General features: G+C 71.7%; 27 protein-coding genes. 12 read left to right on the forward strand and 15 right to left on the reverse strand.

Translation table 11 applies throughout. The annotated features are described in order from the left end of the window. Position 1: 1 nt before the first annotated feature. Positions 2-457: a DUF6101 family protein gene (locus tag MKL01_RS21710; protein ID WP_243907253.1), complete on the forward strand. Its 456-nt coding sequence runs from the start codon at positions 2-4 to the stop codon at positions 455-457. Between the two features lie 13 nt (positions 458-470). On the opposite strand, the gene ubiA is transcribed toward MKL01_RS21710, so the two are convergent. Both ubiA and MKL01_RS21720 read right to left on the reverse strand, forming a co-directional pair. Further along, positions 471-1,418, reverse strand: a complete 948-nt coding sequence (gene ubiA, locus MKL01_RS21715; RefSeq protein WP_243907254.1) for a 4-hydroxybenzoate octaprenyltransferase — start codon at positions 1,416-1,418, stop codon at positions 471-473. A gap of 88 nt (positions 1,419-1,506) precedes the next feature. Beyond that, positions 1,507-1,977 carry a hypothetical protein gene (locus tag MKL01_RS21720; protein ID WP_243907255.1) on the reverse strand — a complete coding sequence of 157 codons (471 nt, stop codon included), beginning with the start codon at positions 1,975-1,977 and terminating at the stop codon, positions 1,507-1,509. A gap of 219 nt (positions 1,978-2,196) precedes the next feature. Here MKL01_RS21720 and MKL01_RS21725 point away from each other — a divergent pair, with 219 nt between their 5' ends. The 5 genes from MKL01_RS21725 to MKL01_RS21745 all read left to right on the forward strand — a co-directional run bounded on the left by MKL01_RS21725 (position 2,197) and on the right by MKL01_RS21745 (position 5,977). Next, positions 2,197-2,949 carry a 16S rRNA (uracil(1498)-N(3))-methyltransferase gene (locus MKL01_RS21725; RefSeq protein WP_243907256.1) on the forward strand — a complete coding sequence of 251 codons (753 nt, stop codon included), beginning with the start codon at positions 2,197-2,199 and terminating at the stop codon, positions 2,947-2,949. A 297-nt stretch (positions 2,950-3,246) separates the two neighbouring features. After that, positions 3,247-4,614 (forward strand): glutamate--cysteine ligase, encoded by a 1,368-nt coding sequence (locus MKL01_RS21730; RefSeq protein WP_243907257.1) that lies wholly within the window; start codon positions 3,247-3,249, stop codon positions 4,612-4,614. Positions 4,615-4,759: 145 nt separating this feature from the next. Beyond that, positions 4,760-5,035, forward strand: a complete 276-nt coding sequence (locus tag MKL01_RS21735; protein WP_243907258.1) for a hypothetical protein — start codon at positions 4,760-4,762, stop codon at positions 5,033-5,035. A gap of 79 nt (positions 5,036-5,114) precedes the next feature. After that, positions 5,115-5,369 carry a sulfurtransferase TusA family protein gene (locus MKL01_RS21740; protein WP_243907259.1) on the forward strand — a complete coding sequence of 85 codons (255 nt, stop codon included), beginning with the start codon at positions 5,115-5,117 and terminating at the stop codon, positions 5,367-5,369. 38 nt (positions 5,370-5,407) lie between these two features. Then, positions 5,408-5,977: an NUDIX domain-containing protein gene (locus MKL01_RS21745; protein ID WP_243907260.1), complete on the forward strand. Its 570-nt coding sequence runs from the start codon at positions 5,408-5,410 to the stop codon at positions 5,975-5,977. Positions 5,978-5,979: 2 nt separating this feature from the next. On the opposite strand, the gene MKL01_RS21750 is transcribed toward MKL01_RS21745, so the two are convergent. From MKL01_RS21750 to MKL01_RS21770, 5 genes are all read right to left on the reverse strand, one after another. Beyond that, positions 5,980-6,843 (reverse strand): WecB/TagA/CpsF family glycosyltransferase, encoded by an 864-nt coding sequence (locus tag MKL01_RS21750; protein ID WP_243907261.1) that lies wholly within the window; start codon positions 6,841-6,843, stop codon positions 5,980-5,982. Further along, positions 6,836-8,311, reverse strand: a complete 1,476-nt coding sequence (locus MKL01_RS21755; RefSeq protein ID WP_243907262.1) for a GumC family protein — start codon at positions 8,309-8,311, stop codon at positions 6,836-6,838. Before MKL01_RS21755 ends, MKL01_RS21750 begins: the two co-directional genes overlap by 8 nt. A 281-nt stretch (positions 8,312-8,592) precedes the next feature. After that, positions 8,593-9,675, reverse strand: a complete 1,083-nt coding sequence (locus MKL01_RS21760; RefSeq protein ID WP_243907263.1) for a glycosyltransferase — start codon at positions 9,673-9,675, stop codon at positions 8,593-8,595. Then, complete coding sequence (locus tag MKL01_RS21765; RefSeq protein WP_243907264.1) at positions 9,672-11,648, reverse strand: glycosyltransferase; 1,977 nt, start codon at positions 11,646-11,648, stop codon at positions 9,672-9,674. The genes MKL01_RS21760 and MKL01_RS21765 overlap by 4 nt, the downstream gene beginning before the upstream one ends. Before the next feature lie 102 nt (positions 11,649-11,750). Further along, on the reverse strand, positions 11,751-12,470 hold the full coding sequence (locus MKL01_RS21770; protein ID WP_243907265.1) for a cytochrome c biogenesis CcdA family protein: 720 nt from the start codon (positions 12,468-12,470) through the stop codon (positions 11,751-11,753). Positions 12,471-12,644: 174 nt separating this feature from the next. Between MKL01_RS21770 and MKL01_RS21775 the strand changes: the two genes are divergently transcribed. The 3 genes from MKL01_RS21775 (at position 12,645) to MKL01_RS21785 (ending at position 13,835) form a co-directional block, all read left to right on the forward strand. After that, a complete protein-coding gene (locus MKL01_RS21775; protein WP_243907266.1) occupies positions 12,645-13,154 on the forward strand; it encodes a metallophosphoesterase in 510 nt (169 codons plus the stop codon). A gap of 128 nt (positions 13,155-13,282) precedes the next feature. After that, entirely contained in the window at positions 13,283-13,606 is a 324-nt protein-coding gene (locus tag MKL01_RS21780) for a hypothetical protein (RefSeq protein WP_243907267.1), read from the forward strand. An 88-nt stretch (positions 13,607-13,694) separates the two neighbouring features. Next, on the forward strand, positions 13,695-13,835 hold the full coding sequence (locus MKL01_RS21785; protein ID WP_243907268.1) for a hypothetical protein: 141 nt from the start codon (positions 13,695-13,697) through the stop codon (positions 13,833-13,835). Here MKL01_RS21785 and MKL01_RS21790 read toward each other — a convergent pair whose 3' ends face one another. Continuing rightward, positions 13,836-14,081 (reverse strand): hypothetical protein, encoded by a 246-nt coding sequence (locus MKL01_RS21790; RefSeq protein ID WP_243907269.1) that lies wholly within the window; start codon positions 14,079-14,081, stop codon positions 13,836-13,838. 168 nt (positions 14,082-14,249) lie between these two features. On the opposite strand from MKL01_RS21790, the gene flaF reads away from it, so the two are divergent. Continuing rightward, positions 14,250-14,621 (forward strand): flagellar biosynthesis regulator FlaF, encoded by a 372-nt coding sequence (gene flaF / locus MKL01_RS21795; protein WP_243907270.1) that lies wholly within the window; start codon positions 14,250-14,252, stop codon positions 14,619-14,621. A gap of 13 nt (positions 14,622-14,634) precedes the next feature. Here the strand turns inward: flaF and MKL01_RS21800 are convergent, their stop codons facing one another. From MKL01_RS21800 to MKL01_RS21830, 7 genes are all read right to left on the reverse strand, one after another. Further along, positions 14,635-15,045 carry a flagellar biosynthesis repressor FlbT gene (locus MKL01_RS21800; protein WP_243907271.1) on the reverse strand — a complete coding sequence of 137 codons (411 nt, stop codon included), beginning with the start codon at positions 15,043-15,045 and terminating at the stop codon, positions 14,635-14,637. A 319-nt stretch (positions 15,046-15,364) separates the two neighbouring features. Further along, positions 15,365-16,063 (reverse strand): ribonuclease activity regulator RraA, encoded by a 699-nt coding sequence (locus MKL01_RS21805; protein ID WP_243907272.1) that lies wholly within the window; start codon positions 16,061-16,063, stop codon positions 15,365-15,367. A 99-nt stretch (positions 16,064-16,162) separates the two neighbouring features. Next, positions 16,163-16,393 (reverse strand): hypothetical protein, encoded by a 231-nt coding sequence (locus MKL01_RS21810; protein WP_243907273.1) that lies wholly within the window; start codon positions 16,391-16,393, stop codon positions 16,163-16,165. 217 nt (positions 16,394-16,610) lie between these two features. After that, positions 16,611-16,862 (reverse strand): molybdopterin converting factor subunit 1, encoded by a 252-nt coding sequence (gene moaD, locus MKL01_RS21815; RefSeq protein ID WP_243907274.1) that lies wholly within the window; start codon positions 16,860-16,862, stop codon positions 16,611-16,613. A gap of 54 nt (positions 16,863-16,916) precedes the next feature. After that, positions 16,917-17,516 carry a CDP-diacylglycerol--glycerol-3-phosphate 3-phosphatidyltransferase gene (gene pgsA / locus MKL01_RS21820; protein WP_243907284.1) on the reverse strand — a complete coding sequence of 200 codons (600 nt, stop codon included), beginning with the start codon at positions 17,514-17,516 and terminating at the stop codon, positions 16,917-16,919. 73 nt (positions 17,517-17,589) lie between these two features. Continuing rightward, positions 17,590-19,644, reverse strand: a complete 2,055-nt coding sequence (gene uvrC, locus MKL01_RS21825) for an excinuclease ABC subunit UvrC (protein WP_243907275.1) — start codon at positions 19,642-19,644, stop codon at positions 17,590-17,592. A 73-nt stretch (positions 19,645-19,717) separates the two neighbouring features. Beyond that, complete coding sequence (locus tag MKL01_RS21830) at positions 19,718-20,434, reverse strand: protein phosphatase CheZ (RefSeq protein ID WP_243907285.1); 717 nt, start codon at positions 20,432-20,434, stop codon at positions 19,718-19,720. Positions 20,435-20,723: 289 nt separating this feature from the next. Between MKL01_RS21830 and MKL01_RS21835 the strand changes: the two genes are divergently transcribed. Both MKL01_RS21835 and MKL01_RS21840 read left to right on the forward strand, forming a co-directional pair. Further along, a complete protein-coding gene (locus tag MKL01_RS21835) occupies positions 20,724-21,536 on the forward strand; it encodes a L,D-transpeptidase (protein ID WP_243907276.1) in 813 nt (270 codons plus the stop codon). Between the two features lie 596 nt (positions 21,537-22,132). Next, on the forward strand, positions 22,133-24,183 hold a 2,051-nt coding region (locus MKL01_RS21840), incomplete at its 3' end, for a caspase domain-containing protein (RefSeq protein WP_243907277.1).

The raw sequence follows: 24,183 nt of genomic DNA on the forward strand, positions 1-24,183 counted from the left end.
GATGCAGGGTGCCGGACACGCGCTCGGGTTCACCGCCTCCCCGCTGCCGGTGATCGGCCGGGCCGCCGGCGGCCGCCCGGCCGCCGGCATCGCGCTCGCCTACGCGGCGGAGGATGCGGAGATCACCGGGGCGGACCGCTTCAACCTGATCCTCGTCGATGCCGCGGGCGCGGAACTCCATCGCCTCGGCAGCTTCGACGAGGCCGACGTGGTGGCCCTGTGGCGCGACATCGCGGCCCGCGCCGGCTTGGTTCGGATGATCGTGCGCGAGGACGGCGCCCTGGTGCCGGTCGCCAAGCAGATCGGCCGCCTGATCCTCGGGCAGGTGCGGATCCGGCGCCGTCATGCGGGGCTCGGCCGCCGCCGGCCGCGCTTCCTCGCCCGCCGCAAGACCGGCCGGCTGCCGGCGCGCCCGCAGATCCACCGCGGCGAGAACGAGATCATCGCCCGCAGCTGAGACCCGGACGGAGTCAGGAGAGGCCGCGCAGGAGCGCGTCCGCGGTCAGGCCGGCGAACAGGATCAGGCCGGCATCCCGGTTCGACCGGAACAGGGTGAGCGCCCCGCGTCCGTCGCGGTCCCGCAGCGACAGGACCTGCCAGGCGAGATGCGCCGCGAAGGCCCCCACCCCCAGAAACCCGACGACGCGTGCCCCCGCCCACCAGGCCGCCAGCGTCACGAGGCTCGCCGCGAGGGCGTAGCAGGTGGCGACCGCCGGCCGCACGCGCCGGCCGAACAGACGCGCCGAGGAGCGGATCCCGGCAATCTCGTCGTCCTCGATGTCCTGCACCGCGTAGATCGTGTCGTATCCGATCACCCAGCACAGGGTGCCCGCGTAGAGCAGCAGGGCCGGCGGGTCGAGGCGGGCGAAGACCGCGACCCAGCCCATCAGCGCCCCCCAGGCGAAGGCCAGCCCCAGCACCCCCTGCGGCAGCGGCATGACGCGCTTCATGAACGGGTAGATCGCCACCGGCAGCAGCGAGCACAGCCCGACCAGGATGGCCTGCTCGTTGAACTGCAGGAGCACCGCGAGGCCGACCAGGGCCTGGACCACGAGGAACAGGGCGGCATGGCGCGGCCGCACCTGCCCCGAGGGGAGGGGGCGCAGGCGCGTGCGCTCGACCTGCGCGTCGAGGTCGCGGTCGGCGATGTCGTTGTAGGTCGAGCCGGCGCCGCGCATCGCCACCGCGCCGATCAGGAACAGGAGGCAGTGCCAAGGGTCGGGGAAGGGCTGATCCGCCTGGATCGCCGCCAGCGCGGCCGACCACCAGCAGGGCAGGAGCAGCAGCCACCAGCCGATCGGCCGGTCGATGCGCGCGAGCCGCAGGTAGGGGCGCCAGGATCGCGGAGCGAGCCGGTCGACCCAGTGCCCCGAGACGGCGTCGGCGGGCCGCCCGTTGTCGATCGCCGTGCCGCTCATCGCTCGGATCTCCGGTCGTCCCATACGCGCCTGCCGCCCCGCTGCCGAAACGGAGTCCGCGCCGGATCCGTGATCCTCTCAGACGATGCTACAGCGCGCCCTGCGGCAGCTTGAAGCTGCCGGTCAGGCCCGGGCCGCCGAGCAGGCCGCTGCTGGCGCCATTCTGCGCCTGGGCGCGGGCCTGGGCCTCCATCTTGGTCGCCTGGGCCGCCGCGCTGCAGATCTTGGTGCGGATGCCGCTGACCTTCACGTGGTCGGCCTTGAAGCCCTCCGCGAACGAATCGGGGATCGAGCACCATTCCTTGTTGGCGGTGATCCACTTGAGGCCCTCGGCGCCGTTGGCCTGAAGCTTCCCGAACAGGCCGCAGGCCTCCTGCGGCGTCATCTTCTTCTTGGAGGTCGATGCCGCGTTGGCCCGGGCGACCAGCGCCTTGCGGTCGGCCAGCGTCTTCTGGATGGCGCCGCATTCCGGCGCCGCGCCCTGCGCGAAGGCCGCCGACCCGAACAGGACGGTGCCGACCAGCACCGCTGCCCCCAGACCCACGCTCCCCTTAGCCATCCCGCAACTCCCTCGACGCCCCTGCCGGATCCGCATGCGGCCGGCTCTCTTCCGTTCCCTGGGTTCGCCATAGGATTGTGGCGTCAATCGAGCGGCAAATCGGCAAGCCGTGATGCCTGTGCGTGCGCGGCGGAAAAGCCGCGGTCGTAATCTTTTGGCAACACATTCGGCCCGTTGCGGTGCGTTGACAGGCCGAGCCGGCCGCGCAACCACCCCCGCATGCCGGCCTACGACTTCACCGCTCCGCGCCTCTTCGTCGCGGCCGCCCTCGCCGAGGGGGTGATTCTGCCCCTGGACCGGGCCCAGGCCAACTACCTGCTCAACGTCCTGCGGAAGGGGCCGGACGATCCCGTGCTGCTGTTCAACGGCCGCGACGGCGAATGGCGCGCCCACCTCGTGCAGACCGGGCGGAAGGACGCCGACCTCCATGTCGCCGCGCGCACCCGCCCGCAGACCCCAGCCGCCGACCTGCACTACCTGTTCGCGCCCCTGAAGAGCGCGCGCCTGGACTACCTCGCGCAGAAGGCGGTGGAAATGGGCGCCGGGACGATCCGCCCGGTGATCACCCGGTTCACGCAGGGCGAGCGGGTCAACATGAACCGGCTGCGCGCCAACGCCGTGGAGGCCGCCGAGCAATGCGGCATCCTGGCGATCCCGGATTGCCCTGAGCCCGAGCGGCTGCCCCGGGTCCTGGACGGGCTCGCCCCCGAGCGACTCCTGGTCTTCTGCGACGAGGACGCACCGGTGCGCGACCCCGTGCGGGCGCTGCGCGAGGCCGCCGATCCGCAGGCGCCGCCTTCGCTCGCCGTGCTGGTCGGCCCCGAGGGCGGCTTCTCCGGAGAGGAGCGCGCGCTGATCCGGGACCGGCCCAACACCCTGGCGCTGTCGCTCGGTCCGCGCATCCTGCGGGCCGACACCGCGGCGGTCGCGGTGCTGGCCCTGGTCCAGGCGGTCCTCGGCGACGCGCGCTGAACCCCTCTGCCGCGCCGGATCATGTGTGCCCGCGCACATGGAAGTGATCCACCGGGCGTTTGTCTCCTCGGATCGGACGTGAAGCGGCGCCGCGGTCCCCGGCGCCGCGTTGTGGGTTCCCGACGCCTCGATTATGTCCGGGCACGGACGCCGCCTGCGCCGCGCGCTGATCGGGGTCGGGGGCGGGTGTCCGTCCGGACCCCGCTCGCGGGATGCGGGTGAAGCGGGCGGATCCGCCGGAGCAATCCGGCGCGCTCCGATTCCGGGCTTTATCTCAAACGCACGGGCAGGCAGCGCATGGCGCGCGACAGCAACGACACCACGCCGCTCACCGCGCGCGCCGAACTGATCGCGTGGTTCGCCGAGGGCGAGAAGCCGCGCGACCGCTTCGCGATCGGCACCGAGCACGAGAAGATCCCGTTCTACCGGGACGACCGGTCGCCCGTGCCGTACGAGGGCGAGCGCGGCATCCGGGCTTTGCTGGACGGTCTCGCCCGCGAGACCGGCTGGGAGCCGATCCTCGACCGCGGCCACGTCATCGGCCTCGCGGCGGACGAGGGCGGGGCGATCTCGATCGAGCCGGGGGGCCAGTTCGAACTCTCCGGCGCGGCGCTTCCCGACGTCCACGCGACGGCGGCCGAACTCGCCACGCATCTGGCCGCGACGAAGCGGGCGGCCGATCCGCTTGGGATCGGGTTCCTGACCCTCGGCATGAGCCCGAAATGGCGCCGGGACGAGACACCGGTGATGCCCAAGAGCCGCTATCGGATCATGGCGGGCTACATGCCGAAGGTCGGGTCGCTGGGCCTCGACATGATGCTCCGGACCGCCACCGTGCAGGTGAATCTCGACTTCGCCTCCGAGGCCGACATGGTCCGGAAGATGCGCGCGTCGCTGGCGCTGCAGCCCGTGGCCACCGCGCTCTTCGCCAATTCCCCGTTCACCGACGGCCGGCCCAACGGCTTCCTGTCGCGCCGCTCGGAGATCTGGCGCGATACCGACGCCGACCGCACCGGGATGCTCCCCTTCGCGTTCGATGCGGGCTTCGGCTACGAGGCCTATGTCGATTGGCTGCTCGACATGCCGATGTACTTCGTCAAGCGTGGCGACACCTACCACGACGTCTCGGGGGCCTCGTTCCGCGACCTCATGGCGGGGAAGCTGCCGCAGCTCCCGGGGGAGTACGCGACGGTGTCGGACTGGGCGAACCACGCCTCGACCGCCTTCCCCGAGGTGCGGCTCAAGCGCTTCCTGGAGATGCGCGGCGCGGATGTCGGCGACCCCGGCATGATCGCCGCCCAGGCGGCCTTCTGGACGGGGTTGCTCTACGACGAGTCGGCCCTGGATGCCGCGCTCGACCTCGTGAAGGGCTGGAGCGCGGCGAGCCGCGAGGCTGCGCGGGCGACGGCGCCGCGCCTCGGCCTCGCGACCCCGGTGGCGAACACGACGCTGGGCGCGGTCGCCGCCGAGGCCCTGGCGATCGCCCGGACCGGCCTGCGGGCCCGGGCCCGCCGCGACGGGGAGGGGCGGGACGAGGCGGTGCACCTCCAGCCGCTCGAAGCGATCGTCGCGGCCGGCCGGACGCGGGCCGACGACCTGCTCGCCGACTACGAGGGACGCTGGGGCGCTTGCGTGCGTCCCGCCTTCTCGGAATGCGTGTTCTGACGGCGATCTGAGACGCGGCTTCCGTAGAGGGGCGAACTGCTCCGCGGCATGCTATTGGAACGTTCCGTTTCGCGTCGCGATTCGAGGAGACCGTTCCATGGCCCGCTTGACCGCCGCCCTCCTGACCGGAGCGGTATGCCTTCCCTTGAGCGCCGGTTCCGGTCTGGCCGCCGATCCGCCGTCCTACGGGCCGCCGGTCGCCCGGCCGCTGGAGCAGGCCCGCCCCCTGGCCGGCGCCGTGCGTGCCAGACCGCGCTACAGCTACTATGGCGAATACCAATATCCGGTGCCGTTCGGTTACGGATACGCCTATGCGCCGGTCGTCCGTCCCGGGTTCGAGTATGGCTACTACGGCCCGCGCTACGCTTGGTCGGCGCCGGACTGGTATTACGGCCCCGCGTTCGGCTATTCCGAGTGGTGAACCGCCGCCCGCGGACCCCTGATGGCTGAGCCGCTCCCGGTCGCCGCCCACGCGCGCAGCCGGTCCGGGAGGATCCCAGGTGCGCGACGATCCAGAGTGCATCGACCTTGATCTCAGCGGCCTGAAATGCCCGCTGCCGGTGCTGCGCACGCGCAAGGCCCTGCGCGGCGCTCCCGCGGGCGGGACACTCGTGGTCACCTGCACGGATCCCCTGGCGATGATCGACATCCCCAACCTCGTGCGCGAGGAGGGGGCCCGGCTCGATGCGGCGGAACGGCTCGGGGATCGCGTGCGCTTCCGCATCACGGCCTCCGTGAAGCCGCCGCATTCCTGAACGATCCGTCGGGCTCGCAAGGGTGAAATGGGAACGGCATGGCACCGCGGATCGGGGGCGTGCGCCTCGTGCACGACGGCTGGGCGCGCTACCTCGTGGCCGAGGTGATGCAGGATGACGGGAGCCGCATCACGCGGGAAATCGAGGATCACGGCCGCGCGGTCGCGGTGCTGCCCTACGATCCGGACCGGCGGGTCGCCGCCCTGGTGTCCCAGTTCCGCGCCGCCGTGCTCTATTCCGGCGGTCCGCCGACCCACGTGGAGGTGCCGGCCGGGCTTCTCGACGAGGGTGCGGCCGAAGACGAGGCGCGGCGCGAGGCGATGGAGGAGACGGGGCTGCGCCTGAGTCGGCTCGACTTCGTCGCCAGCGCGTGGTCGATGCCCGGCATCTCCACAGAACGGATGGATCTGTTCCTGGCCCCTTACGGCGCCGCCGACCGGACCGGGGCGGGCGGCGGCCTGGCGGCCGAGGGCGAGGCGGTCGCCGTGCACGAGATCCCGCTGCAGGAACTCGTCGCCATGAGCCGCCGGGGTGCGCTCACCGACATGAAGTCGCTGGCGCTGCTGTTCGCTCTGCAATTGCAGCGCCCGGACCTGTTCGCCGATTGAGGCTACCGGCCCCAGCGCGGGAACCGATCCTGGACCGCGATGCCGACGAACCGCCAGGACTTGACGAAGTACCGGCGGAACAGCCTGCGCGGCGCCTGCAGGAACCGGAACACCCATTCGAGGCCGAGGTGCTGCAGCAATCCCGGCGCGCGCGCCATGCAGCCGGCGGCGACATTGAGCGCGTCACCGACGCAGAACACGATCGGGTCGCCCAGGACTGCGCGGTGCCGGTCGACCCAGATCTCGGATTTGGGCGCGCCGACGGCCATGATCAGGAGCGTCGTGCCGTGGGCCCGGATCCGCTCCGCCAGGGCGCGGCTGTAGCGCGGATCGGCTTCGAATCCGAAGGGCGGCACCGCGCTCGCCACCGAGCCGCTCGGCATGCCGCCGGCCTGGAGCCGATCGGTCAGACTGTCCGCCGCGTCCTGCCGGGAGGCGACGAAGAAGATCCGCTGCGCGAAGGGCGGCGGGTCTGCCAGGACGCAGGCCAGGAGGTCGTGCCCGGTCACGCGATGAACCGGCTGGCGACACGCCTTCCTCGCCAGCCAGACCAGCGGCATCCCGTCGAGTGTCCGGGCCGCTGCCCGGGCGTAGGCCCGGCGGAACCCGACATTCTCGCTGAGCTGGACGATGTGGTCGACGTTGGCGGTGACGATCATGCGCGGGCCATCGCGGGGCCCGGCAGCGACCGCGGCGACCACCGCGGCCGCGTCTCCGGTGTGGAACCGCAGGCCGAACAAGTCGACGGTCGCGCTTGCCAGCGCGGGTCCGGACGCCAGGGGTACGGGCAACCGCACGTTACGCACCTCGCGACCGAGCGGCTCGCGCGCATCCAGGTCGAAGCCGATATTCCCGAGGTCACGCATCGGCGGCCCGAAAGCTGGCGGCGGGACGGGCGGCGGCGCGCAGGGTGCGGCGGCGATCCCTGTCGGCGCCGAGCGTGAGGGCGATGGCGCCGCCGAGAAGCAGGCCGAGCAGCAGGGCCACGGGTAGGACGATCTTCGGGGAGGGCGGGAAGGTCCTCTGCCGCGCGGGCGTGGCCACCGAGATGATGCGGACGTTGGTGGTGTTCAGCCGCTCCTGCTCGCTCGCCTCGCGGGCCCGCTTCAGATAGGCCTCGTAGACGCCGCGGCGGGATTCGAGCGTCCGTTCCAGCTCCCGCAGGCCGACATAGGCCCGGTCGCTGGTCGTGGTCTCGGTCTTCACCCGGTCGAGACTCGACCGGATCGCGGCCTCGCTGGCGGCGGCGCGGTCGTAATCCTTCTGGGTCGTCTCGATGATCCGCTCCTTCTCGCGCTGGATCAGGCGCTGAAGGTCGCGCTGCTGCGCATACTGCTCGGCCATCGCCGGATGACGCTCGCCGAGACGGGTCGCGAGTTCGGCGGTGTTGCGGGAGAGCGTGGCGTATTGCTGCCGCAGGGCCTGCATCTCGAGGGATTGCAGCATCTCCGGCAGGGCGGTGCTGGGATCCGACGAGCGCATCCGGCGCGCCTGGTCGAGCCTCGATTTCGCCTCCGCGGTCTTGATGGAGGCGGTGACGAGCTGCTGGTTGAGGTCGCCGAGCTGCTGATCGGTGAGCAGCCGGCCGCTGGAGGCCATGAGCTTGTGGTCCTCGCGGTAGCGGACGACGGCGCCCTCGGCCTGCTCGACATCGCGCTTCAGGCTGTTGAGGCGACCGGCGAGGGCATCGGAGGCGCGCCGCGCCGTGTCGGTCCGGGCCGCGGCCTCCTCGGCGAAGTAGGCATCGCCGATGGCGTTGGCGATCTGCGCGGCCTTCTCGGGATCGCGGGATTGCACCGAGACATCGATCACGAAGGTCCGCTCCGCCCGGCGGACGCTGAGCCGGTTCTGGAGCGTGTCGAGGGCGATGTTGACCGGGTCCCGGCTCACGGGCGGGGGCATCATGCCCAGCGCGCCCTTGACCCAGTTCACCGCCGCGTTGTTGCCGTCCGGCAGCACGAACTCGTCGTCCTGCTCCAGATGCAGCTTCGCGATCACCCGGCGCAGGACGTTGTCGGACTGGATCACCCGCACCTGGCTCTCGGCGATGGAGACGCCGCTGTCGGCCTGCGGCTGGCGGGCATTCACGTCGTTCTCCACGACGCGCAGATCGCTCGGATCCACGAGGACCTGGATGCTGGACGTGTAGCGCGGCGGGAGGAGGCCCAGCAGCGCGACCGCGGCGGCGACCATGAACAGGGCGCCGAGAAGGATGAAACCGCTGCCGCGCCACAGGCGCCGCAGGATCACGCGGACCTCCGTCCGCGGTGTCGTCGGCGGCAGCACGATGCGGACCGGTTGCTCACCGCTCATGCGCGTCGAGAAGTCGAACATACGCCTCGCTCCCTGACCTGTCGGGGCGGACCAGACCGCCCACCACCGCCACCCGGGCCTGTTCCGCTTCCGATCGGTAATGTGCCGATCCGGGACAGGTTTTGGATTGCGGCAGTGTCTTCGCCAACAGTCCAGCAATCGGCATACCGGACAAGAACACTCATGTTGATGCAGGGTCCGACAGCAGGAAACCCACAGATATCGACTCGCGTGTCGACTCTAACTGGCACAGCTTTAAGGCGTGAACAGGCGTGGTCCTGCCGGGAACTACGTACCTGGTCTCACACGGTCTCGTGAGCTGCGACGCTGGATCCGGCCGCCGCGTAGGCCGTCCCGTCGCCGGCGAGGAAGCGGCGGAAACGCGCCCCGTCCTCGGCCGCCGCCGCATTCCAGCGCGCGACGTTGCTGCGGCTGGCGGCGGACGCGCGGGCCAGACCGCCTCCGGCGATCCAGGCCGCCACCGCCCCGGCGGCGGCATCCGGGTCTTCGGGACGGATCAGCAGCCCCGAGGCGCCCAGCACCTCCCGGAACACGGGATCGTCCGGCGCCACCACCGGCAGGCCGCCATACTGCACCTCCAGCAGCGGCAGGCCGAGCCCCTCCGCCTTCGAGGTCGAGAGCAGCAGGTGGCAGGAGGCGACGAGGTTCCGCAGCGCGCCGTCGGACAGATACCCGTGCCGGTGCAGGAAGCTGGGGGGATCCGCCAGGAAGTCGTGGCGGCCCCATCCGACCCGCCCCACGAGGTGCAGCTCGGCCGGCACGCCGGCGCGGTTCAGGGCCGCCGTCAGCGCGAGCGCGGCCGGGATGTTCTTGCGCGGCTCGATCGTCCCGATGGCGAGCAGCCGCAGCGGCGGCCCGGACTCGTAGCGGGCCGGCCCCGGCAGGTCGCCGAGGCCGAACGCGTCGCGCACCGCCGGACGCAGCAGGGCGACGCGGGCGCGGCGGGCGCAGACGGCGCGCACGGCCTCGCCGGTGGCGCGGCTGTTGACGAACAGGTTGGGGCACCAGCGCAGGGCCAGGGCGAAGCTCGGGGTCATGTAGGCCCGGCTGCGCAGGCTCAGATCCTCCGGCCGGGTGAGCAGGAACGTGTCGTGCACGTAGAGCAGGCAGCGCGTGGCCGCGAGCGCGCAGAGCGGCCCCGGCGGGAACCCGGGAAACAGGAAGAGCGCGTCCCGGTCCCGAAGCGCCCGCAGGGGGAGCGCGACGTGCTGCGCGGCGATCATGCCCGGCAGCGATCGGCTGGTCACGGGCCGGATCTCGTGCGGACTGAGCGCCTCGGGCGCGAACAGGTCGAGGGTGACCCGCTCGATCCCGGTGACGTGGCCGCGCAGATGCGTCTGGTCGAGATAGATCCGCCGCCTCATGGCGCGCTCCGCCGGAGGCGTCCCGCGAGGTAGAGGCAGCGGCGCACGAACAGCGGCATCCGGCGCCCGAGGACCGCCTGCTTGACGCGCCGCAGCCGGCGCACGAGCGGCGGCGAGGCCGCCGGAACCGTGCCGGCGGCGCCGGCCTGCCGCTCGGTCGCGAACGGGAAGTGGCCGAGCATCGCCGGGGCGAACACGAGGGGCGCGGCTGCGTCCCGCAGCCCGCGTGTCCGGAACAGCGCGTCGAGGGACAGGGACGCCGCGGCCGGGCTGTAGCGGCTCTCCAGGGCGATCCGCGCGAAGGCGCCGAGCCGGTCGCGCGCCGCGGCATCGTCGACGAGCGCCGCCAGCGCCTCGGCGAGGGCGCCCGGCCGCATCGGCACGAGGCGGCCGGAGACGCCGTCGATCACCGCCGAGGTCAGCCCGGAGGTGCGGTAGGCCAGGGTCGGCACGCCGCAGAGGCCTGCCTCGATGGGGGTCTGCCCCAGGGTCTCGTGGCGGCTCGCCGTGACGTGGAGGTCGCAGGCGCCGTACCAGGCCGCCAGGCTCTCCTCGTCCGCGATGAGGCCCGGGGCGAACAGGGTCGGGACGCCGAGCCGCGACGGATCGTCGAGCCGGCCGATCGCCACCACGGCGACGCCCGGCCGCGCCACGGACCGGAGCGCCGCCCGCAGATCCGCGAACCCCTTGTCCGGACCGTCGACGATCACCGCGGAGACGAGGATCAGGACGGCCTCGGCCGGCAGCCCCAGGCGGCGGCGCAGGGCCGCGCGGTCGCCGGGCCGGAACACGGCCGTCGGGAAGGCGAGCCGGATCCGATCCGCCCGGGCGTCGGGCGGCGCGAGGTCCCGGGCGCGTGCCAGCGTCCAGTCGGAATTGGCCAGGAGCCACGGGCCCCCGGGCTCGGCGAGCGCTGCGCGCTTGCGGGCATGCATGCCGGCGATCCGGTCCGGGGCGAGCTGCGGGTATTCGTCCGGCCCGGGGCAGGCGGCATCGCAGCCGAACCGGGCGCGTCCGCAATCCCGGGGATGGCAGCACCGGCCGGTGAGCGGGAACAGGTCGTGAAGGACCAGGGCGACCGGTCCGCGCCGGGCGAGGCGTCGGACGACGTCGAGGCTGCGGGTGGCCCCGTGCAGGTTGCCGGCGAGGACGAGATCGGGCGCGACCGCCTCGATCGCCGCCTCGGCCCGGGGGAAGCGGTCGGTCCATTCGGCGGCCTCGGGACGCCCGCTCAGGACCACGTCGGTGACGCGATGACCCGCCAGCGCCAGAGCTTCGGCGAGCCGACGCTGCGCCACGCCGGCGCCCCCCTGCGTGCCCGTTCCGGTGAGCGAGACGATCGACAGGCCCGCCGCCGGGGCCGCCGCCGCCTTCGCCAGCCTGTGGAGGAGCACCGGACGGCCGATACGCGCCCGCTCAACCTCGGGGATCGCCGTCCAGGCGAAGACCGCGTCCGGCACGCCGCCCCCATCGAGGCGCATCCGCGCCGCCAGCCCCGCCCGTGTCCACAGGATCTCGCCGCCGTCGAACGCCGCCGGATCCACCGTCTCCGTGGGGCAGTCCAGGGCCCGGACCGCGTCGTCGAACAGCACGCGCAGACCGGCCACCGCGGCGGCGCCGGTGAGCGCCGCCTCCAGCGCCAGGGCGGCGAGGGCCCCGGGAGCCAGGAGGTCGCCGGCGCGCAGCCAGAGCAGACAATCGATGCCGGGATCGCGCATCAGCCGCTCGGCGGCCGCGCCGGCGGAGCCGGGCGCCAGGAGATCGTGCCGGAGTTCCCGATAGTCCTGGCGCAGGACTGACGCCACGGTCCCGTCCAGACCGGCCGTGGCACCGGCCACGGTGACGATGCGGATCCGCGGCCAGGGCCGCCCGTCGGGCAGGGATGCCGGGCGGGAACGTCCGATGGCGACGGGGCCGATCGGCCAGCCGGCGATGCCGTGGGCGGCCGGCGATGGGGTGGGGACTTCGGTCAAGACGTGTCTGTCGCCGTGTCGGGCATCGCGCGGGGCGGGAGTCTGGACGCGAATGTTGAAGATTGCCTCCCGGTCCGGCGGTCGATCCGCGCCGGCGCCCCGTCAGTAACGCGTCGTCAGCGTGTTGAGCCAGTCCGGCGTCGCGGTGACGAACGCGGCCTCGACCCGCTTGTCGAGGCCGGAAAGCACCAAGAGGCCGAGGGCCACCATGACGGCGCCGAGCCCGGCCTTCATCGTCCGTCCGGCGCTCGCCAGGCGTCCCCGCCAGCGCATCAGCGCCTCGCGGGAGAGGAAGCCGAGCCCCACCAGCGGCAGGGCCGCCCCGGTCCCGAAGGCCAGCATCGTCGCGGCCACGCCTCCGAGATGCTCGCCCCGCGCGGCCATCAGCGAGGCGGCCCCGAGCGTCGGCCCGACGCAGGGGCTCCAGGCCGCCCCGAGGAGCACGCCGACGCCGAACTGGCCCGAAAGCCCCCCCGATCCGAACCCGCCGAACCGCTCCTCCGCCCAGGCGCCCACCGGCCCGGCGGCGGTCGCGACCTGGGCCTGCAGCCGCGGCAGCATCAGCAGGAGGCCCAGCAGCAGCAGCAGGACCGCCCCGGCCCGCCGGAACACGTCGCCGTCGAGCCCGATGGCGAAGCCGACGGTCGCCACGAACAGGCCGATCGCGGTGAACGCGATCGCCAGGCCGGCGGCCAGCGCGAGGGGCCCGAACCGATGCTCCGAGGCCGCCGTTCCGAGCACGATCGGCACGAGCGGCAGCACGCAGGGCGAGAGCACCGACAGGATGCCGGCCAGGAACGCGAAGCCCACCGTCCCCGCCATGGTCCCTTGCTCCCGCTACGCCGCCCGTGACAGGCAGGCTTCATCCCCGCGGGCCGGGCCGTCAACGGGGCCGGCGTTCACGGCTTCGCGGGAACCCGACCGCCCGCGACGGGCTTCGGCGGCTGTCCGCACGGATCGGCGGACCGGGTTGGCGGATCTCAGCGGAGCCGACGGGTGAGCATCTTCTTCACGGGCGACACGCATTTCGGCGATCCGCGGGCCCTGCGCTTCGACCATAGGCCGTATCCGGATCTCGCCGCGCACGACGCGGGCCTGATCGCGGCCTGGAACGCCACGGTGGGACCGGGCGACACCGTCTGGCACCTCGGCGACTTCGCCCTCGGGCCGACCGGCGCGCGGATCCGCCAGATCCTCGACGGGCTCAACGGCGAGAAGCATCTGATCGCCGGCAACAACGACGGGCCGGACACATTGGGGGCGCCCGGCTGGGCCTCGGTCCGCCACTACGCGGAACTCGATGTCGATGGGCGGATGGTGGTGCTCTGCCACTACGCGTTCCGCACCTGGAACGGGATGAGCCGGGGTGCGCTCAACCTGCACGGTCACAGCCACGGCAAGCTCAAGCCGCTGCCCAAGCAGTACGATGTCGGCGTCGATCCGATGGGTCCGGCACCCGTGGCCCTCTCGGCAATCCTCACCTCCCGCCTGCGCCGGAAGAGCTGAGTTCGCCCGGAACCTTCACCACAGCTTCACCGTTTCAGCGGAGAGAGACGGGGTGGAGATCTGCCAGCCCGAGAAACCCGGCAGTCCTGTCCCGGGCCTGCCCCCGTAACGCGTCAGTGAGTGTTCCCGTGAGTGCCAGTTCGGCCACTCTGATCCGCGGCCTGGCCAGCATGCTGGCCGGCCTCGTCTTGACCTCGTCGGCGCTGGCCTTGCCGGCCTGTCTGGAGGCCCAGCGCAAGATCGACGAAGCCAGTGCCCTCCGCTTCCAGGCCCGCCAAGAGGCGCGGGTGGGCGACCACGACCGCGTCTGCGACACGCTCGACGAGGTGGGCGACCGCTACGACGACGCCCGTGACGCCTTCGAGCGTTGTGGCGAGGGCGTGGTGGCGATCGACCTCCGCAGCGAGCTGCGGGGCCTGCGGATCGCCAAGAAAATCAATCGCTGCGACTGAACAGGTGCGCGCCCGCACCTCGGGCGGCCCCCTTCAGCAACATCATCCTGCCATGCGCGACTCACGTCGCCGAGAAGGTTTTGCGCCAATGTCCCCTGCCACGCTCGCCCCCGAGATCCCGCCGGCTACCGTCGATCGCACGGGCCCGTCCTTCGCGGCCGCTCTGTGCGGCTTCGTCAGCACGACGGTCGCCACGACGATGCTGCTCGTGCTCCTCGGCGCAATGTAGTCAGGGAGAAACCGACCAGAATCTCTGGCGGTTGAACAGCATGTCCTGCGTGCCGATTCGGGGCGCGGGCTCCGTACGCCGCCCGCAATCCGGCTCCGCCGGCTTGGTGACCGCAGCCAGGGTCGTCGGTGCCGGGGCCGGCTTCAGGCCCAGCCGCGCCTGGATCTCCGGCTGGCGCGCCGCCGAGATCGTCAGCACGCAGGCGATGAGGCCGCCGGCAACTGTTCCGAGAAAGAAATTCAGCATTGGTGCGGCGTTCCGGAGGCCGGTTCCTACGAGCCTGAACGCGTGGTCGTTGTCCAACCCGGCGGCATCATGGCGGATCTGACGCTCACGCCGTTTTAACTCCTGCTCTGCGACAGCTACACGCAAGCCTGCGTTGTAGCCGGGCCGGATGCCGGAGGTGGGTCACCGATGAACAATGCCGCCAACGCCTATGCCAAAACCGCCCACAGCGCCCTGACGCCGCGCGAAGCGGAATCGGCGCTCCTGATCAAGGCGGCGCAGCGCCTGATCAGCGCAAGCCAGGGGATCGCCGCCGGGGAGACCGGGCGCCTCAACGAGGCTCTTTCGTACAACCAGCGTGTGTGGACGCTGCTGAGCTCCGAGGCGACCGCGGACGAGAACCCGCTCCCCACCGAGGTCAAGCAGGGCGTCGGCCGCCTGGGGGCGTTCATCCTGCGCAGCTGCGTCGACACGATGATCGCGCCGACGCCAGAGAAGATCGCCACCCTGGTGTCGATCAACAACCACGTCGCGGCCGGGCTTCAGGGCAACCCGGGCTGAGCCCGGGCGCCGCTCACGCGACGATCTGGGGCGCCCGATCCTCTTGCGCCGTCGAGGCCGCATTCTCCCACTCGACGAGTTTCCGGTTCAGCTTGAGCGCCCGGTAGAACTCGCCGGCCTCGACGGCCGCGGCGATGGCGGCGATCTGCGGCGCGGCCGCGGGTACCCGCCGGATCAGGTCCGTGGCTTGGCGGAAGAACAGGTCGATGCCCTGTGACGGGTCATCGGCGAGATAGATCACCGTCAGCGTCAGATGGAGCTGCTTGCAGGCGGTGTCGGCCTCGCTCTCCGTGATGATCTCGCTCTCGCGCAGGAACTTGCACTGGGTCTCGATCAGGAAGGTCGAACGCCGATCGCCGTTGCGCAGCAGCGCGCCGTTGATGATCAGCCGCTCGAAGGGCTTGAGTTCCAGGCGCAGGGGCATGGCGTGTTCCGTTCTAGAAGACGCCCCGATTTCGTGCCCGAAACGTTAACGTTTCGCGAACGACCTGCCGTGCCGGCCCGGCGTTCGAAGTCACGCGCGCGGACAGGGAGATGTTCACCCCGCAGGCGGCCGGCGGTGAGAGACCAGATCCGAGGCCGTAGCCCGCGTGACCGGGGTCGCGCGGTCGCGTCTCCGAAGGCCTGGGACGCGGAGGTCCCCGGACGCGCGCATCCGCGGCGATCGGGGCGCGCCTCCCAGCGGCGATCCCGCGGCATCCGACGGTTCGGTTCGGCGGTCGAACGGCCGAACGCGTCGCGGGTCAGCCCTTGCCAGCCTCGTAGCGCGCCTTGGTGTCGGCGTTCGGCGGGTAGAGGCCGGGCAGCGCCGCACCCTTGCCGACCTCATCCATGACCCAGCCCTCGAAGCGCTCCTGCTCGGGGGCGAGGTCCAGGACCGTTTCCACCAGGGCCGCGGGAATCAGAACGGCGCCGTCCGCGTCGATCACGACGACGTCGTCGGGAAACACCGCGACGCCGCCGCAGGCGATGGGCTGCTGCCACGCCACGAAGGTCAGGCCGGCGACGGAGGGCGGGGCGGCCGCGCCCTGGCACCAGACCGGCAGGCCGGTTCCGATCACCCCCGCGACGTCGCGCACCACGCCGTCGGTCACCAGGGCGGCCACGCCGCGCTGGGCCATGCGCGCGCACAGGATGTCGCCGAAGATGCCGGCATCGGTCACGCCCATCGCGTCGACCACCGCGACGCACCCGGCCGGCATCGCCTCGATGGCCGCGCGGGTCAAGGTCGGGGAGGACCAGGATTCGGGGGTCGCGAGGTCCTCGCGCGCCGGCACGAACCGGAGCGTGAAGGCGCGGCCGACGATCCGCGGCTGCCCCGGGCTCAGCGGTCGGGTGCCCCGGAGCCAGACATTGCGAAGGCCCTTTTTGAGGAGGATCGTCGTCACCGTGGCGGTGGTGACCTGGGAGAGGATTTCGGCGATCTGCGCATCGCTCGGCATCGACGTCTCCTTCACGGTTCGGGCCGCCGGCTCGTCACCGGGCGGCCCGCCGGATACCAAAGCCCGGACGGGAAACCCGTTCCGGCGCCGGGTCGTGCCTCAGTCGCACGACTCCTTCTTCACGGTCTTGGAATCGCCCATCTCGTTCTCTTTGCGCACCGTCTTGGTGACGCAGCCGTCGCCGTGGTCGTGGACGGTCACGGACTTCGACTCGGTGGCGGGGCGATCGACGACGACCGCGGGCCGGTCCCGCTCGATGACGGTGGTCTGCGCCTGCGCGGCAGCACAGAGGCTCAGCAGGGCGGCGGTGGCGAGCAACGACTTGCGCATTCTACGGCTCCAGTACCGATTTCGGTACCGAGTAACGTGATCCGAGCTTGAGCGTTCCGCCGAAAGACCGGTCGTAAAGGCGGCCCGAACCCGTAAACGAACTTGGCTCGGTCCGCGCGCCGTTCGGCATCAGGTTCAGCCGGAGCGACGATGCCAAAGACGCCGGAAGCCGACCCGTTTCAAGCGTGGCCGACTACGTGCGCGGCTGTCCCGCGGCTCAGCCGCCCGTCATTGGCGGGAAGAAGGCGATCTCGCGGGCGCCCGCGATCGCGGCGTCCGGCTTGGCGTGGGTCCGGTCGATCGCGGCCCGCACCACGCCCGGGTCCTCGAACGCGTAGGCGTATTCCTCGCCGCGCCCGCGCAGCCAGCCGACGAGGTCGGCGACGGTGGCGAGTTCCGGTGGGAGGGCCAGCTCCTCCTCGGAGCGGCCGATCCGCTCGCGGACCCAGGCGAAATAGACGAGCTTCATCGCACCACCGTACCCGATCTGACGCCTGGATCCCGTGTCCCCGGACACCGCCCGTCAGCGCGGGTCGTCGATGACGTGCTTGATCCCCGCCCGCATGTAGTCCCAGCCGGTCCAGAGCGTGAGCGCGGCGGCGAGCCACAGCAGCGTGAGGCCGATCGCCTCCGTCCCCGGCAGGACCGTCTCGCCCGCCGGGCCGGCCACCAGGAAGCCCAGGGACAGGAGCTGCACCGTGGTCTTCCACTTGGCGATCTTGCTCACCGGCACACCGACTTTCAACTCGGCCAGGTACTCGCGCAGGCCGGACACCAGCACCTCCCGGCACAGGATCACGATCGCCGCCCAGATGTTGGAACCGATGATCGTGTGGTCCGCCGTCAGCATCAGCAGGCAGGCGGAGACGAGGAGCTTGTCGGCGATCGGATCGAGCATGCGCCCGAGCGCGGAGCTCTGGTGGTAGGTGCGGGCAACGTACCCGTCCAGGTAGTCGGTGATCGCGGCCGCCACGAACACGCCCAGCGCCGTCCACCGGGCGGTGTGGGATTCGGGCCAGAACAGCAGCGCGACCATCACCGGCACGGCGACGAGCCGCCCGTAGGTCAGGCAATTCGCGAGCGTCCAGGCCGGGGACCGTCGTCGGGGAAGGACGGCGTTCATCGCGGTGGTGAAATCAGAGCGCGGCGCGGGCGTCAACGCCTCGCCGCCCGGCTCGGCCATGGCGGCCGGATTCTCAGGCGCCGGCATGGAAGAAGTCGTAGACGGCCCGCGCCGTGGCGGCGTTGACCCCGGGCGTCCGGGCCAGATCCTCGAAGGCGGCGCGCTCGATCGCCTTCACGGTTCCGAAATGGTGCAGCAGCGCGCGCTTGCGGCTGGGCCCGATGCCGGCGATCTCGTCCAAGGGATTCTTCACCATCTCACGCTTGCGCTTGGCCCGGTGGCTTCCGATGGCGAAGCGGTGTGCCTCGTCGCGGAGCCGCTGCACGAAGTAGAGCGTCGGGTCGCGGGGCGGTAGCTTGAAGGCCGGCCGACCCGGCACGAAGAACGTCTCGCGACCCGCATCCCGGTCGCGCCCCTTGGCGACGCCGACCAGCGGCACGCCGGAGACGCCGACCGCGTCGAGGGCCACCCGGGCGGCATCGAGCTGGCCCTTGCCGCCGTCGATGAGGACGAGGTCCGGCCAGGCCGGGAAAGCCTCGCTCTCCTCGCCCGGAGCCGACCCGGGTTCCCGCGTGCCGCCCTCCGCGGCGGTGGCTTCGGCCTCCTTCTCGGTGCGCGGCGCCTCCTTGACGAGGCGCTTGAACCGCCGCTGCAGCACCTCGCGCATCATCCCGTAATCGTCGCCGGGGGTCAGCTCCTCCGACTTGATGTTGAACGTCCGGTAATGCGCTTTCATGAAGCCGGTGGGGCCGGCCACGATCATGCCGCCGACCGCGTTCGTCCCCGAGATATGCGAGTTGTCGTAGACCTCGATCCGCCGGGGGGCACGATCGAGGCCGAAGGCCTGTCCGAGGGCGTTCAGCAGCTTGCCCTGCGAGGCGGTGTCGGCGAGCCGCCGGGCCAGGGCCTCCTTGGCGTTGCGCTGGGCGTAGTCGACGAGGTTCCTGCGCTCGCCACGGCTCGGACGATGGATCTCGACCCGGTGGTCGACCCGGCTCGACAGGGCGGCGGCCACCAGCTCAGCATCCTCGACCGGATGGCTGGTCAGGATCGTCCGCGGCGCGGGCTTGTCGTCGTAGAACTGCCCGATGAACGAGCCGAGCACCTCGTCCGGCGTCATGCTCCGGTCGGCCTTCGGGAAATAGGCCCGGTTGCCCCAGTTCTGGAAGTTCCGGAAGAAGAACACCTCGATGCAGAACTGGCCGGCCTGCTCGTCGAGGGCGAACACGTCGGCCTCCTCGACGCCCTGGGTGTTGACGCCCTGAACCCCCTGGATCGCCGAGAGCGCGGCGATCCGGTCGCGGTAGCGCGCGGCGCGCTCGAACTCCATCGCCTCGGAGGCCGCCTGCATCTCCATGCGCATCCGGTCCTTCACGGCGTTGGACTTGCCCGCCAGGAACGCCCGGGCCGCATCCGCCATCGCGGCGTAGTCGGCCTCGGCGATCTCCCCCGTGCAGGGGCCGGAGCAGCGCTTGATCTGATAGAGCAGGCAGGGCCGGGTCCGGTTCTCGTAGTAGCTGTCGGTGCAGGTGCGCAGCAGGAAGGCGCGCTGCAGGGCGTTCACCGTCCGGTTCACCGCCCAGACGCTTGCGAAGGGTCCGTAATAGTTGCCCTTCCGCCGCCGCGCGCCGCGGTGCTTCACGATCTGCGGGGCGGGCCCGTCGTCGGTCACCAGGATGTAGGGGAACGACTTGTCGTCCCGCATCAGCACGTTGAAGCGAGGCTTCAGCTGCTTGATCAGGTTGGCTTCGAGGAGCAGCGCCTCGGTCTCGGTGGCGGTGGTGACGAACTCCATCGCCGCCGTCTGCGAGATCATCCGGGCGATGCGGTTCGAGTGCGCCTGACCCCTCGCGTAGGAGCCGACGCGGGCTTTCAGGTTCTTGGCCTTGCCGACGTAGAGGACGTCTCCGCGATGATCGAACATCCGGTAGACGCCGGGCGAGGACGGCAGCGTCGACCAGAAGCGGCGGATGACCTCCGTGCCGGCCCGGACGTCGCCGGGCTCGAAATCGAAATCGATCTCCGGCGCCTCGTCGGCGGGGAGGCCGGGTTCGGCATCGTCCCGCTCGGCGTCGCGGCCGTCGTCGAAGGTGTCGGGGGGCAGGTCTGAGAGGGCTCTGCGGCTCATACCGCAGATCTAAGCGTTCCCGGCGCCGGAGGGGACGGGGCAGCCGACAAAAAAACGCGCCGTCCCGGTCCCGTCAGTCGAACAGCGAGTCGATGTCGCTCTGGTCGACGTGTCCGGGATCGTCGTCGAGCTTCGGACCGTTGAGCAGGCTGCTCTCGTCGTCCAGGGCCGTCGAGACCGGCATGAGCGTGATCAGCTCCTTGAAGCTGTCGAGCTCCGACCACGTCGCGATGAGCCGGTCGAGGTGCTCCTCGATGAACTTCATCACGCCGACGATCTTGTTGATCCGCTGGCCGGTCAGGTCCTGGAAGTTGCAGGCCTCGTAGGCGGTGATCACGCGTTCGAGGATGACGTCGACGTGCTGCTTCATGCCCGGCGGCAGCATCGCGGCGTTGAGCATGCCGGCGTGAGCCTCGATCTCCTCCACGGCCCCGAGGAGCTGGGTCGTGGCGCGCTCGGTGGAGTCGACGACAGCGTCGAGCTCGTCGGCGGCGCGGCGCATGCCCTTGCCGGTGTTCTCGGTCCGGTGGAGCGTCGCCAGCTCCGACTTCGTCCGTGTGATCGCTTCCTTCATGAGGTCGAGCTCGGACCGCATCGAGAGCGCGTCGTGCAGATCCCGCCGGCACGCTTCGATCGTCTCGCTGGCGCTCATCTGCGTGATGCGCCGCAGGTCCTGGATGGCGTTGAAGATCTCCTCCAACCGCTCACTCGAGGCAGGCACGCCCGGTGCGGGCTGGGGCGCCCCGGGAAGCCCGAGGCTGTCTTCGATGCGATAGCGCTTCTGGGTCATCATCCGGGCGTAGGCGTTCGTGTTCCGTCGTCGCGACTCTCTAACACATCGGTTGACGGACTGTGACTGCCAAGCTTGCGACCCGGCGGGAAGCCTGCCTGGGGACGCGGATTCTTTTTTGCGTCGCACACGGACCACCCCGCTTTACCGCTGATTCACGCTGGGACCAGCCGGGCGGCGGGGAAGGGGCAGCCCCGCCCCGATTCACCACGTTCGTACACCTGATTCGCGGATTTGCGGCGCGATCGTTCCGGCCACGGGCGCAGCGGGTCCGGTTCGGGAGTGTGCGATGCGGGGATCGGTCCGTCTGGGTCTGTCGGCAGCCGTAGCGGCGGCCGTCTGGAGCGCACCCGCGCAGGCGCAGCAGGCGCGCTACGCGGAGGGCGGCTACGGCGGCGGCCTGATCGAGTATCTCGTCACCGGCGGTGCCGGGAACGGCACCCGGGGCTGGCCGCAGCGCGGCGTCGCCGCCCAGCGCGCCACGGCGCCGCAACGGGCCGAAGCGCCGCTGCGGGTGGCCGCCTATTCCGGCGAACTGCTGCCCGCCGAGCCCGAGCCCATGCCGGCCGTCCAGCCGCAGCGGCAGGTCTACGGGGTGCCGCCGGCGGCCGGCTACGGTGCGTCCCAGGCCGATCCGGCCCGGATCGCCCGGGCGGTCGCGCCGGAATATCAGCGCCAGGAGGTGGCATTCTCTGGCGCGCAGAGGCCCGGGACCATCGTGATCGACACGGCGGGCAAGCACCTCTACCTCGTGCAGCCCGGCCAGCGCGCGCTCCGCTACGGGATCGGCGTCGGCCGCCCGGGCTTCGCCTGGAGCGGACTGAAGACGGTCAGCCGCAAGGCCGAGTGGCCGGACTGGACCCCGCCCGCCGAGATGATCGCCCGGCGTCCCGACCTGCCGCGCCACATGGCCGGCGGTCCGGAGAACCCGCTCGGCGCGCGCGCCCTCTACCTCGGCTCGTCGCTCTACCGCATCCACGGTACCAACGAGCCGAACACGATTGGCCAATCGGTATCCTCCGGCTGCATCCGCATGATGAACGACGACGTTGTCGACCTCTACGAGCGCGTGCCGGTGGGGACGCGCGTCGAGGTTCTCTGACGATCGGAGCGTGACCGGAGGCCCGGGCGAGCCGAGGGCGTTCGCAGGGCCCTTCGACACCGGTGCGCTTCGCGCGCCGTGTCTGTGCCCCGGGGAGGGGCAACGATCCAGGTCGGATGCGCGGCGCCGGACGATGCCCCTGCCGATCCCTCCGCCCCCGTTCCGGCCGCCCCCGACGCGCTTTGCGGCGGCACCCCGCCGGCAACGGCTTCGCGTCGCCCCACGCGCGTCGAACGCGCGGCGCCCGTTATTCTCCGCAATACCCTGATCGGGCACCGCGTTACTCGACCGCGCGGTCGTTGCGGCAGAATACACAGGCTTCGAACTGACGGCGACGGCATCAACGGCTCCCGATGAACCGCGTTGCCCTACGGTGGACATGACCGTCCGCCGATCGATCGGACCGGTGAGAACGGTGATTGTCTTCGCCGAAGCGGTGGACCGATATCGGCAGACCATACCGGATCTCGACTGTACTCAGTGCGTTTAGGCACGCTCGAATCCTTGCACGGAACATTGAAATCGAGCATAGCTTTCCGGCTTCGGCCGATCGGCCGCGCCGCCCGGCCGTGCCGGTCGCGCTCGAGGATGAAACCGTGAGACGGTCCGCCGTCGCCTTCCTCGTCAGCGTCCTGCTGACGCTGTTCGCCGAGGCGGCCCACGCCGAAGGGCGCCGCGTCGCGCTCGTCGTCGGCGTCGGCGGATACGAGAACGTGCCGAAGCTGCCCAACGCGGTGGGCGACGCCAACGCGATGGCCGACCTGTTCCGCCGCGCCGGGTTCGACGTGGTGGCGGCGCGCAACGACACGAGCAACCTGGAATTCAAGCGCGCAATCCGCGAGTTCGAGGATGCGGTCACCGACTCGGAGATCGCCGTCGTCTACTATGCCGGCCACGGCATCGAGATCCGCGACGCGAATTACCTGATCCCCACGGACGCCAAGCTGGTGAACGAGCGCGACGCCGATGACGAGGCGATCCCGCTGGATCGCATCCTCAACGCCCTGGAGGGGGCCAAGCGCCTGCGGCTCGTCATCCTCGACGCCTGCCGCGACAACCCGTTCGCCAGCAAGATCAAGCGCCGGGTCGCCACCCGGGCGATCAGCGCCGGCCTCGGAAAGGTCGAGCCGCAGCAGACCGACACGCTGATCGCCTACGCGGCGAAGGCGCAGGCCGTGGCCAATGACGGCGAGGGCACCCATTCGCCGTTCACGACGGCGCTGCTGGCCAACCTGACCGTCCCGGGCCTCGATGTCCGCCTCGCCTTCGGCCGCGTCCGCGACGACGTGCTCAAGGCCACCAATCGCCAGCAGGAACCGTTCGTCTACGGCTCGCTGGGCGGCGGCACCGTCGCGCTGGTTCCCGCGCGGACCGAGGTGGCGACGGTGGCACCGAACGCCACGCTCATGGCCAACACCCGGGACGAGGCGGTGCTCGCCAAGTCAGATTACGAGATCGTCGAGCGGGTCGGCTCGAAGGCGGCGTGGGAGATCTATCTCAACACCCACAAGTCCGGGCTCTACGCCGATCTCGCCCGCATGCAGCTCGCCAAGCTCGCCGCGCCCCCGGCCGCGCCGGGGATGGCGGGCGTCTCCCGCGTCGCCCTGCGCAGCGAGCCGGACCTCGACGGCGAGGTCCGGCCGCAGGTCTCGCCCCCCGTCGACGCGCCGCCGGCCGTTCCGATGCCGCGGCCCACGGCCGCCGAGGCCCGCGCCTGGAGCCGGCTCAAGACCTCCACGGACGCGGCGGCGATCGCCAAGTTCATCGAGACCTACAAGACGTCCCCGCTGATCCCGGAGGCGCAGGAGCGCCTCGGGACGCTGGAGCGCCTCGCCAACGAGAAGGACGAGCGCCTGCGTCAGGAGCGCGAGGCGGCGCGGCAGCGCGACGAGGACGCGCGCCAGAAGCGAGCCGCGGAGGACGAGCGCAAGCGCCTCGACCGGGAGGCCGCACGCCAGCGCGACGAGGCCGAGAAGGCCAAGGCCGCCGAGACCGCGCGCCTGAAGGCGGAGGCTCTGGCCGCCGCCAAGCAGCAGGAGGCCGAGGCGCGGGCCCGCGCCGCCGAGGCCCTGGCGCGCCGGCGCGAGGAGGAAGAGGCCGCCCGCATGGCCGAGGTCGCCCGCCGCAAGCGCGACGCGGAGGAACGGGCGGCCGCGCTCGCCGCCGAGCGCGTGCGGATGGAGGCGGAGATCGCCGCGCGCAGGCGGGAGGCCGAGGAGGCCAACCGTGCCGCCGCCGCCGCCAGGGCCGCCCACGAGGCCGAGGAGCGGTTGCGACTCCAGGCGAGCCAGGACAAGCAGCGCGAAGCCGCCGAGCAGGCGCGGGCCGCCGCCGCGGAGGCGGCCGCCCGCGACGCCGAGGCGCGTGAGCGCGCGAAGGCCGCCGAATCGGTGGCGCGTCAGCGGGAAGCCGAGGATCGCCGCCGGGCGGCGGAGATCTCCCAAGCGAAGGCGGAGGCTGAGCGGAGCGCGCAGGACAAGTCCGCCACCGAGGACGCTCGGGTGGCCGAGACCGAGCGCCGCAAGGCCGCGGCCGCCGCGGCTGCGGAGCGTCGCCGGGCCGAGGAGGCGGCTGCCGCGGTCGCCGAGCAGAAGGCCGAGCGCGCCGCCGCGGCCCGCCGGCGCGAGGCGGCCGAGGAGCGCCGTCG

This window comes from Methylobacterium sp. J-070 (genome assembly GCF_022829385.1).
GTDB lineage: Bacteria > Pseudomonadota > Alphaproteobacteria > Rhizobiales > Beijerinckiaceae > Methylobacterium.

What these genes read in the sequence shown, in the direction of transcription:
- MKL01_RS21800 (WP_243907271.1), bottom strand. Translation starts at nt 15,045, where the DNA reads ATGCCCCTGCGCCTGGAACTCAAGCCCTTCGAGCGGCTGATCATCAAC.
- MKL01_RS21830 (WP_243907285.1), bottom strand. Translation starts at nt 20,434, where the DNA reads ATGACCCAGAAGCGCTATCGCATCGAAGACAGCCTCGGGCTTCCCGGG.
- flaF (WP_243907270.1), top strand. Translation starts at nt 14,250, where the DNA reads ATGAACAATGCCGCCAACGCCTATGCCAAAACCGCCCACAGCGCCCTG.
- MKL01_RS21790 (WP_243907269.1), bottom strand. Translation starts at nt 14,081, where the DNA reads ATGCTGAATTTCTTTCTCGGAACAGTTGCCGGCGGCCTCATCGCCTGC.
- MKL01_RS21720 (WP_243907255.1), bottom strand. Translation starts at nt 1,977, where the DNA reads ATGGCTAAGGGGAGCGTGGGTCTGGGGGCAGCGGTGCTGGTCGGCACC.
- MKL01_RS21725 (WP_243907256.1), top strand. Translation starts at nt 2,197, where the DNA reads ATGCCGGCCTACGACTTCACCGCTCCGCGCCTCTTCGTCGCGGCCGCC.
- ubiA (WP_243907254.1), bottom strand. Translation starts at nt 1,418, where the DNA reads ATGAGCGGCACGGCGATCGACAACGGGCGGCCCGCCGACGCCGTCTCG.
- MKL01_RS21710 (WP_243907253.1), top strand. Translation starts at nt 2, where the DNA reads ATGCAGGGTGCCGGACACGCGCTCGGGTTCACCGCCTCCCCGCTGCCG.
- MKL01_RS21770 (WP_243907265.1), bottom strand. Translation starts at nt 12,470, where the DNA reads ATGGCGGGGACGGTGGGCTTCGCGTTCCTGGCCGGCATCCTGTCGGTG.
- MKL01_RS21805 (WP_243907272.1), bottom strand. Translation starts at nt 16,063, where the DNA reads ATGCCGAGCGATGCGCAGATCGCCGAAATCCTCTCCCAGGTCACCACC.
- MKL01_RS21785 (WP_243907268.1), top strand. Translation starts at nt 13,695, where the DNA reads ATGTCCCCTGCCACGCTCGCCCCCGAGATCCCGCCGGCTACCGTCGAT.
- MKL01_RS21745 (WP_243907260.1), top strand. Translation starts at nt 5,408, where the DNA reads ATGGCACCGCGGATCGGGGGCGTGCGCCTCGTGCACGACGGCTGGGCG.
- uvrC (WP_243907275.1), bottom strand. Translation starts at nt 19,644, where the DNA reads ATGAGCCGCAGAGCCCTCTCAGACCTGCCCCCCGACACCTTCGACGAC.
- MKL01_RS21755 (WP_243907262.1), bottom strand. Translation starts at nt 8,311, where the DNA reads ATGTTCGACTTCTCGACGCGCATGAGCGGTGAGCAACCGGTCCGCATC.
- moaD (WP_243907274.1), bottom strand. Translation starts at nt 16,862, where the DNA reads ATGAAGCTCGTCTATTTCGCCTGGGTCCGCGAGCGGATCGGCCGCTCC.
- MKL01_RS21750 (WP_243907261.1), bottom strand. Translation starts at nt 6,843, where the DNA reads ATGCGTGACCTCGGGAATATCGGCTTCGACCTGGATGCGCGCGAGCCG.
- MKL01_RS21730 (WP_243907257.1), top strand. Translation starts at nt 3,247, where the DNA reads ATGGCGCGCGACAGCAACGACACCACGCCGCTCACCGCGCGCGCCGAA.
- MKL01_RS21835 (WP_243907276.1), top strand. Translation starts at nt 20,724, where the DNA reads ATGCGGGGATCGGTCCGTCTGGGTCTGTCGGCAGCCGTAGCGGCGGCC.
- MKL01_RS21760 (WP_243907263.1), bottom strand. Translation starts at nt 9,675, where the DNA reads ATGAGGCGGCGGATCTATCTCGACCAGACGCATCTGCGCGGCCACGTC.
- MKL01_RS21810 (WP_243907273.1), bottom strand. Translation starts at nt 16,393, where the DNA reads ATGCGCAAGTCGTTGCTCGCCACCGCCGCCCTGCTGAGCCTCTGTGCT.
- pgsA (WP_243907284.1), bottom strand. Translation starts at nt 17,516, where the DNA reads ATGAACGCCGTCCTTCCCCGACGACGGTCCCCGGCCTGGACGCTCGCG.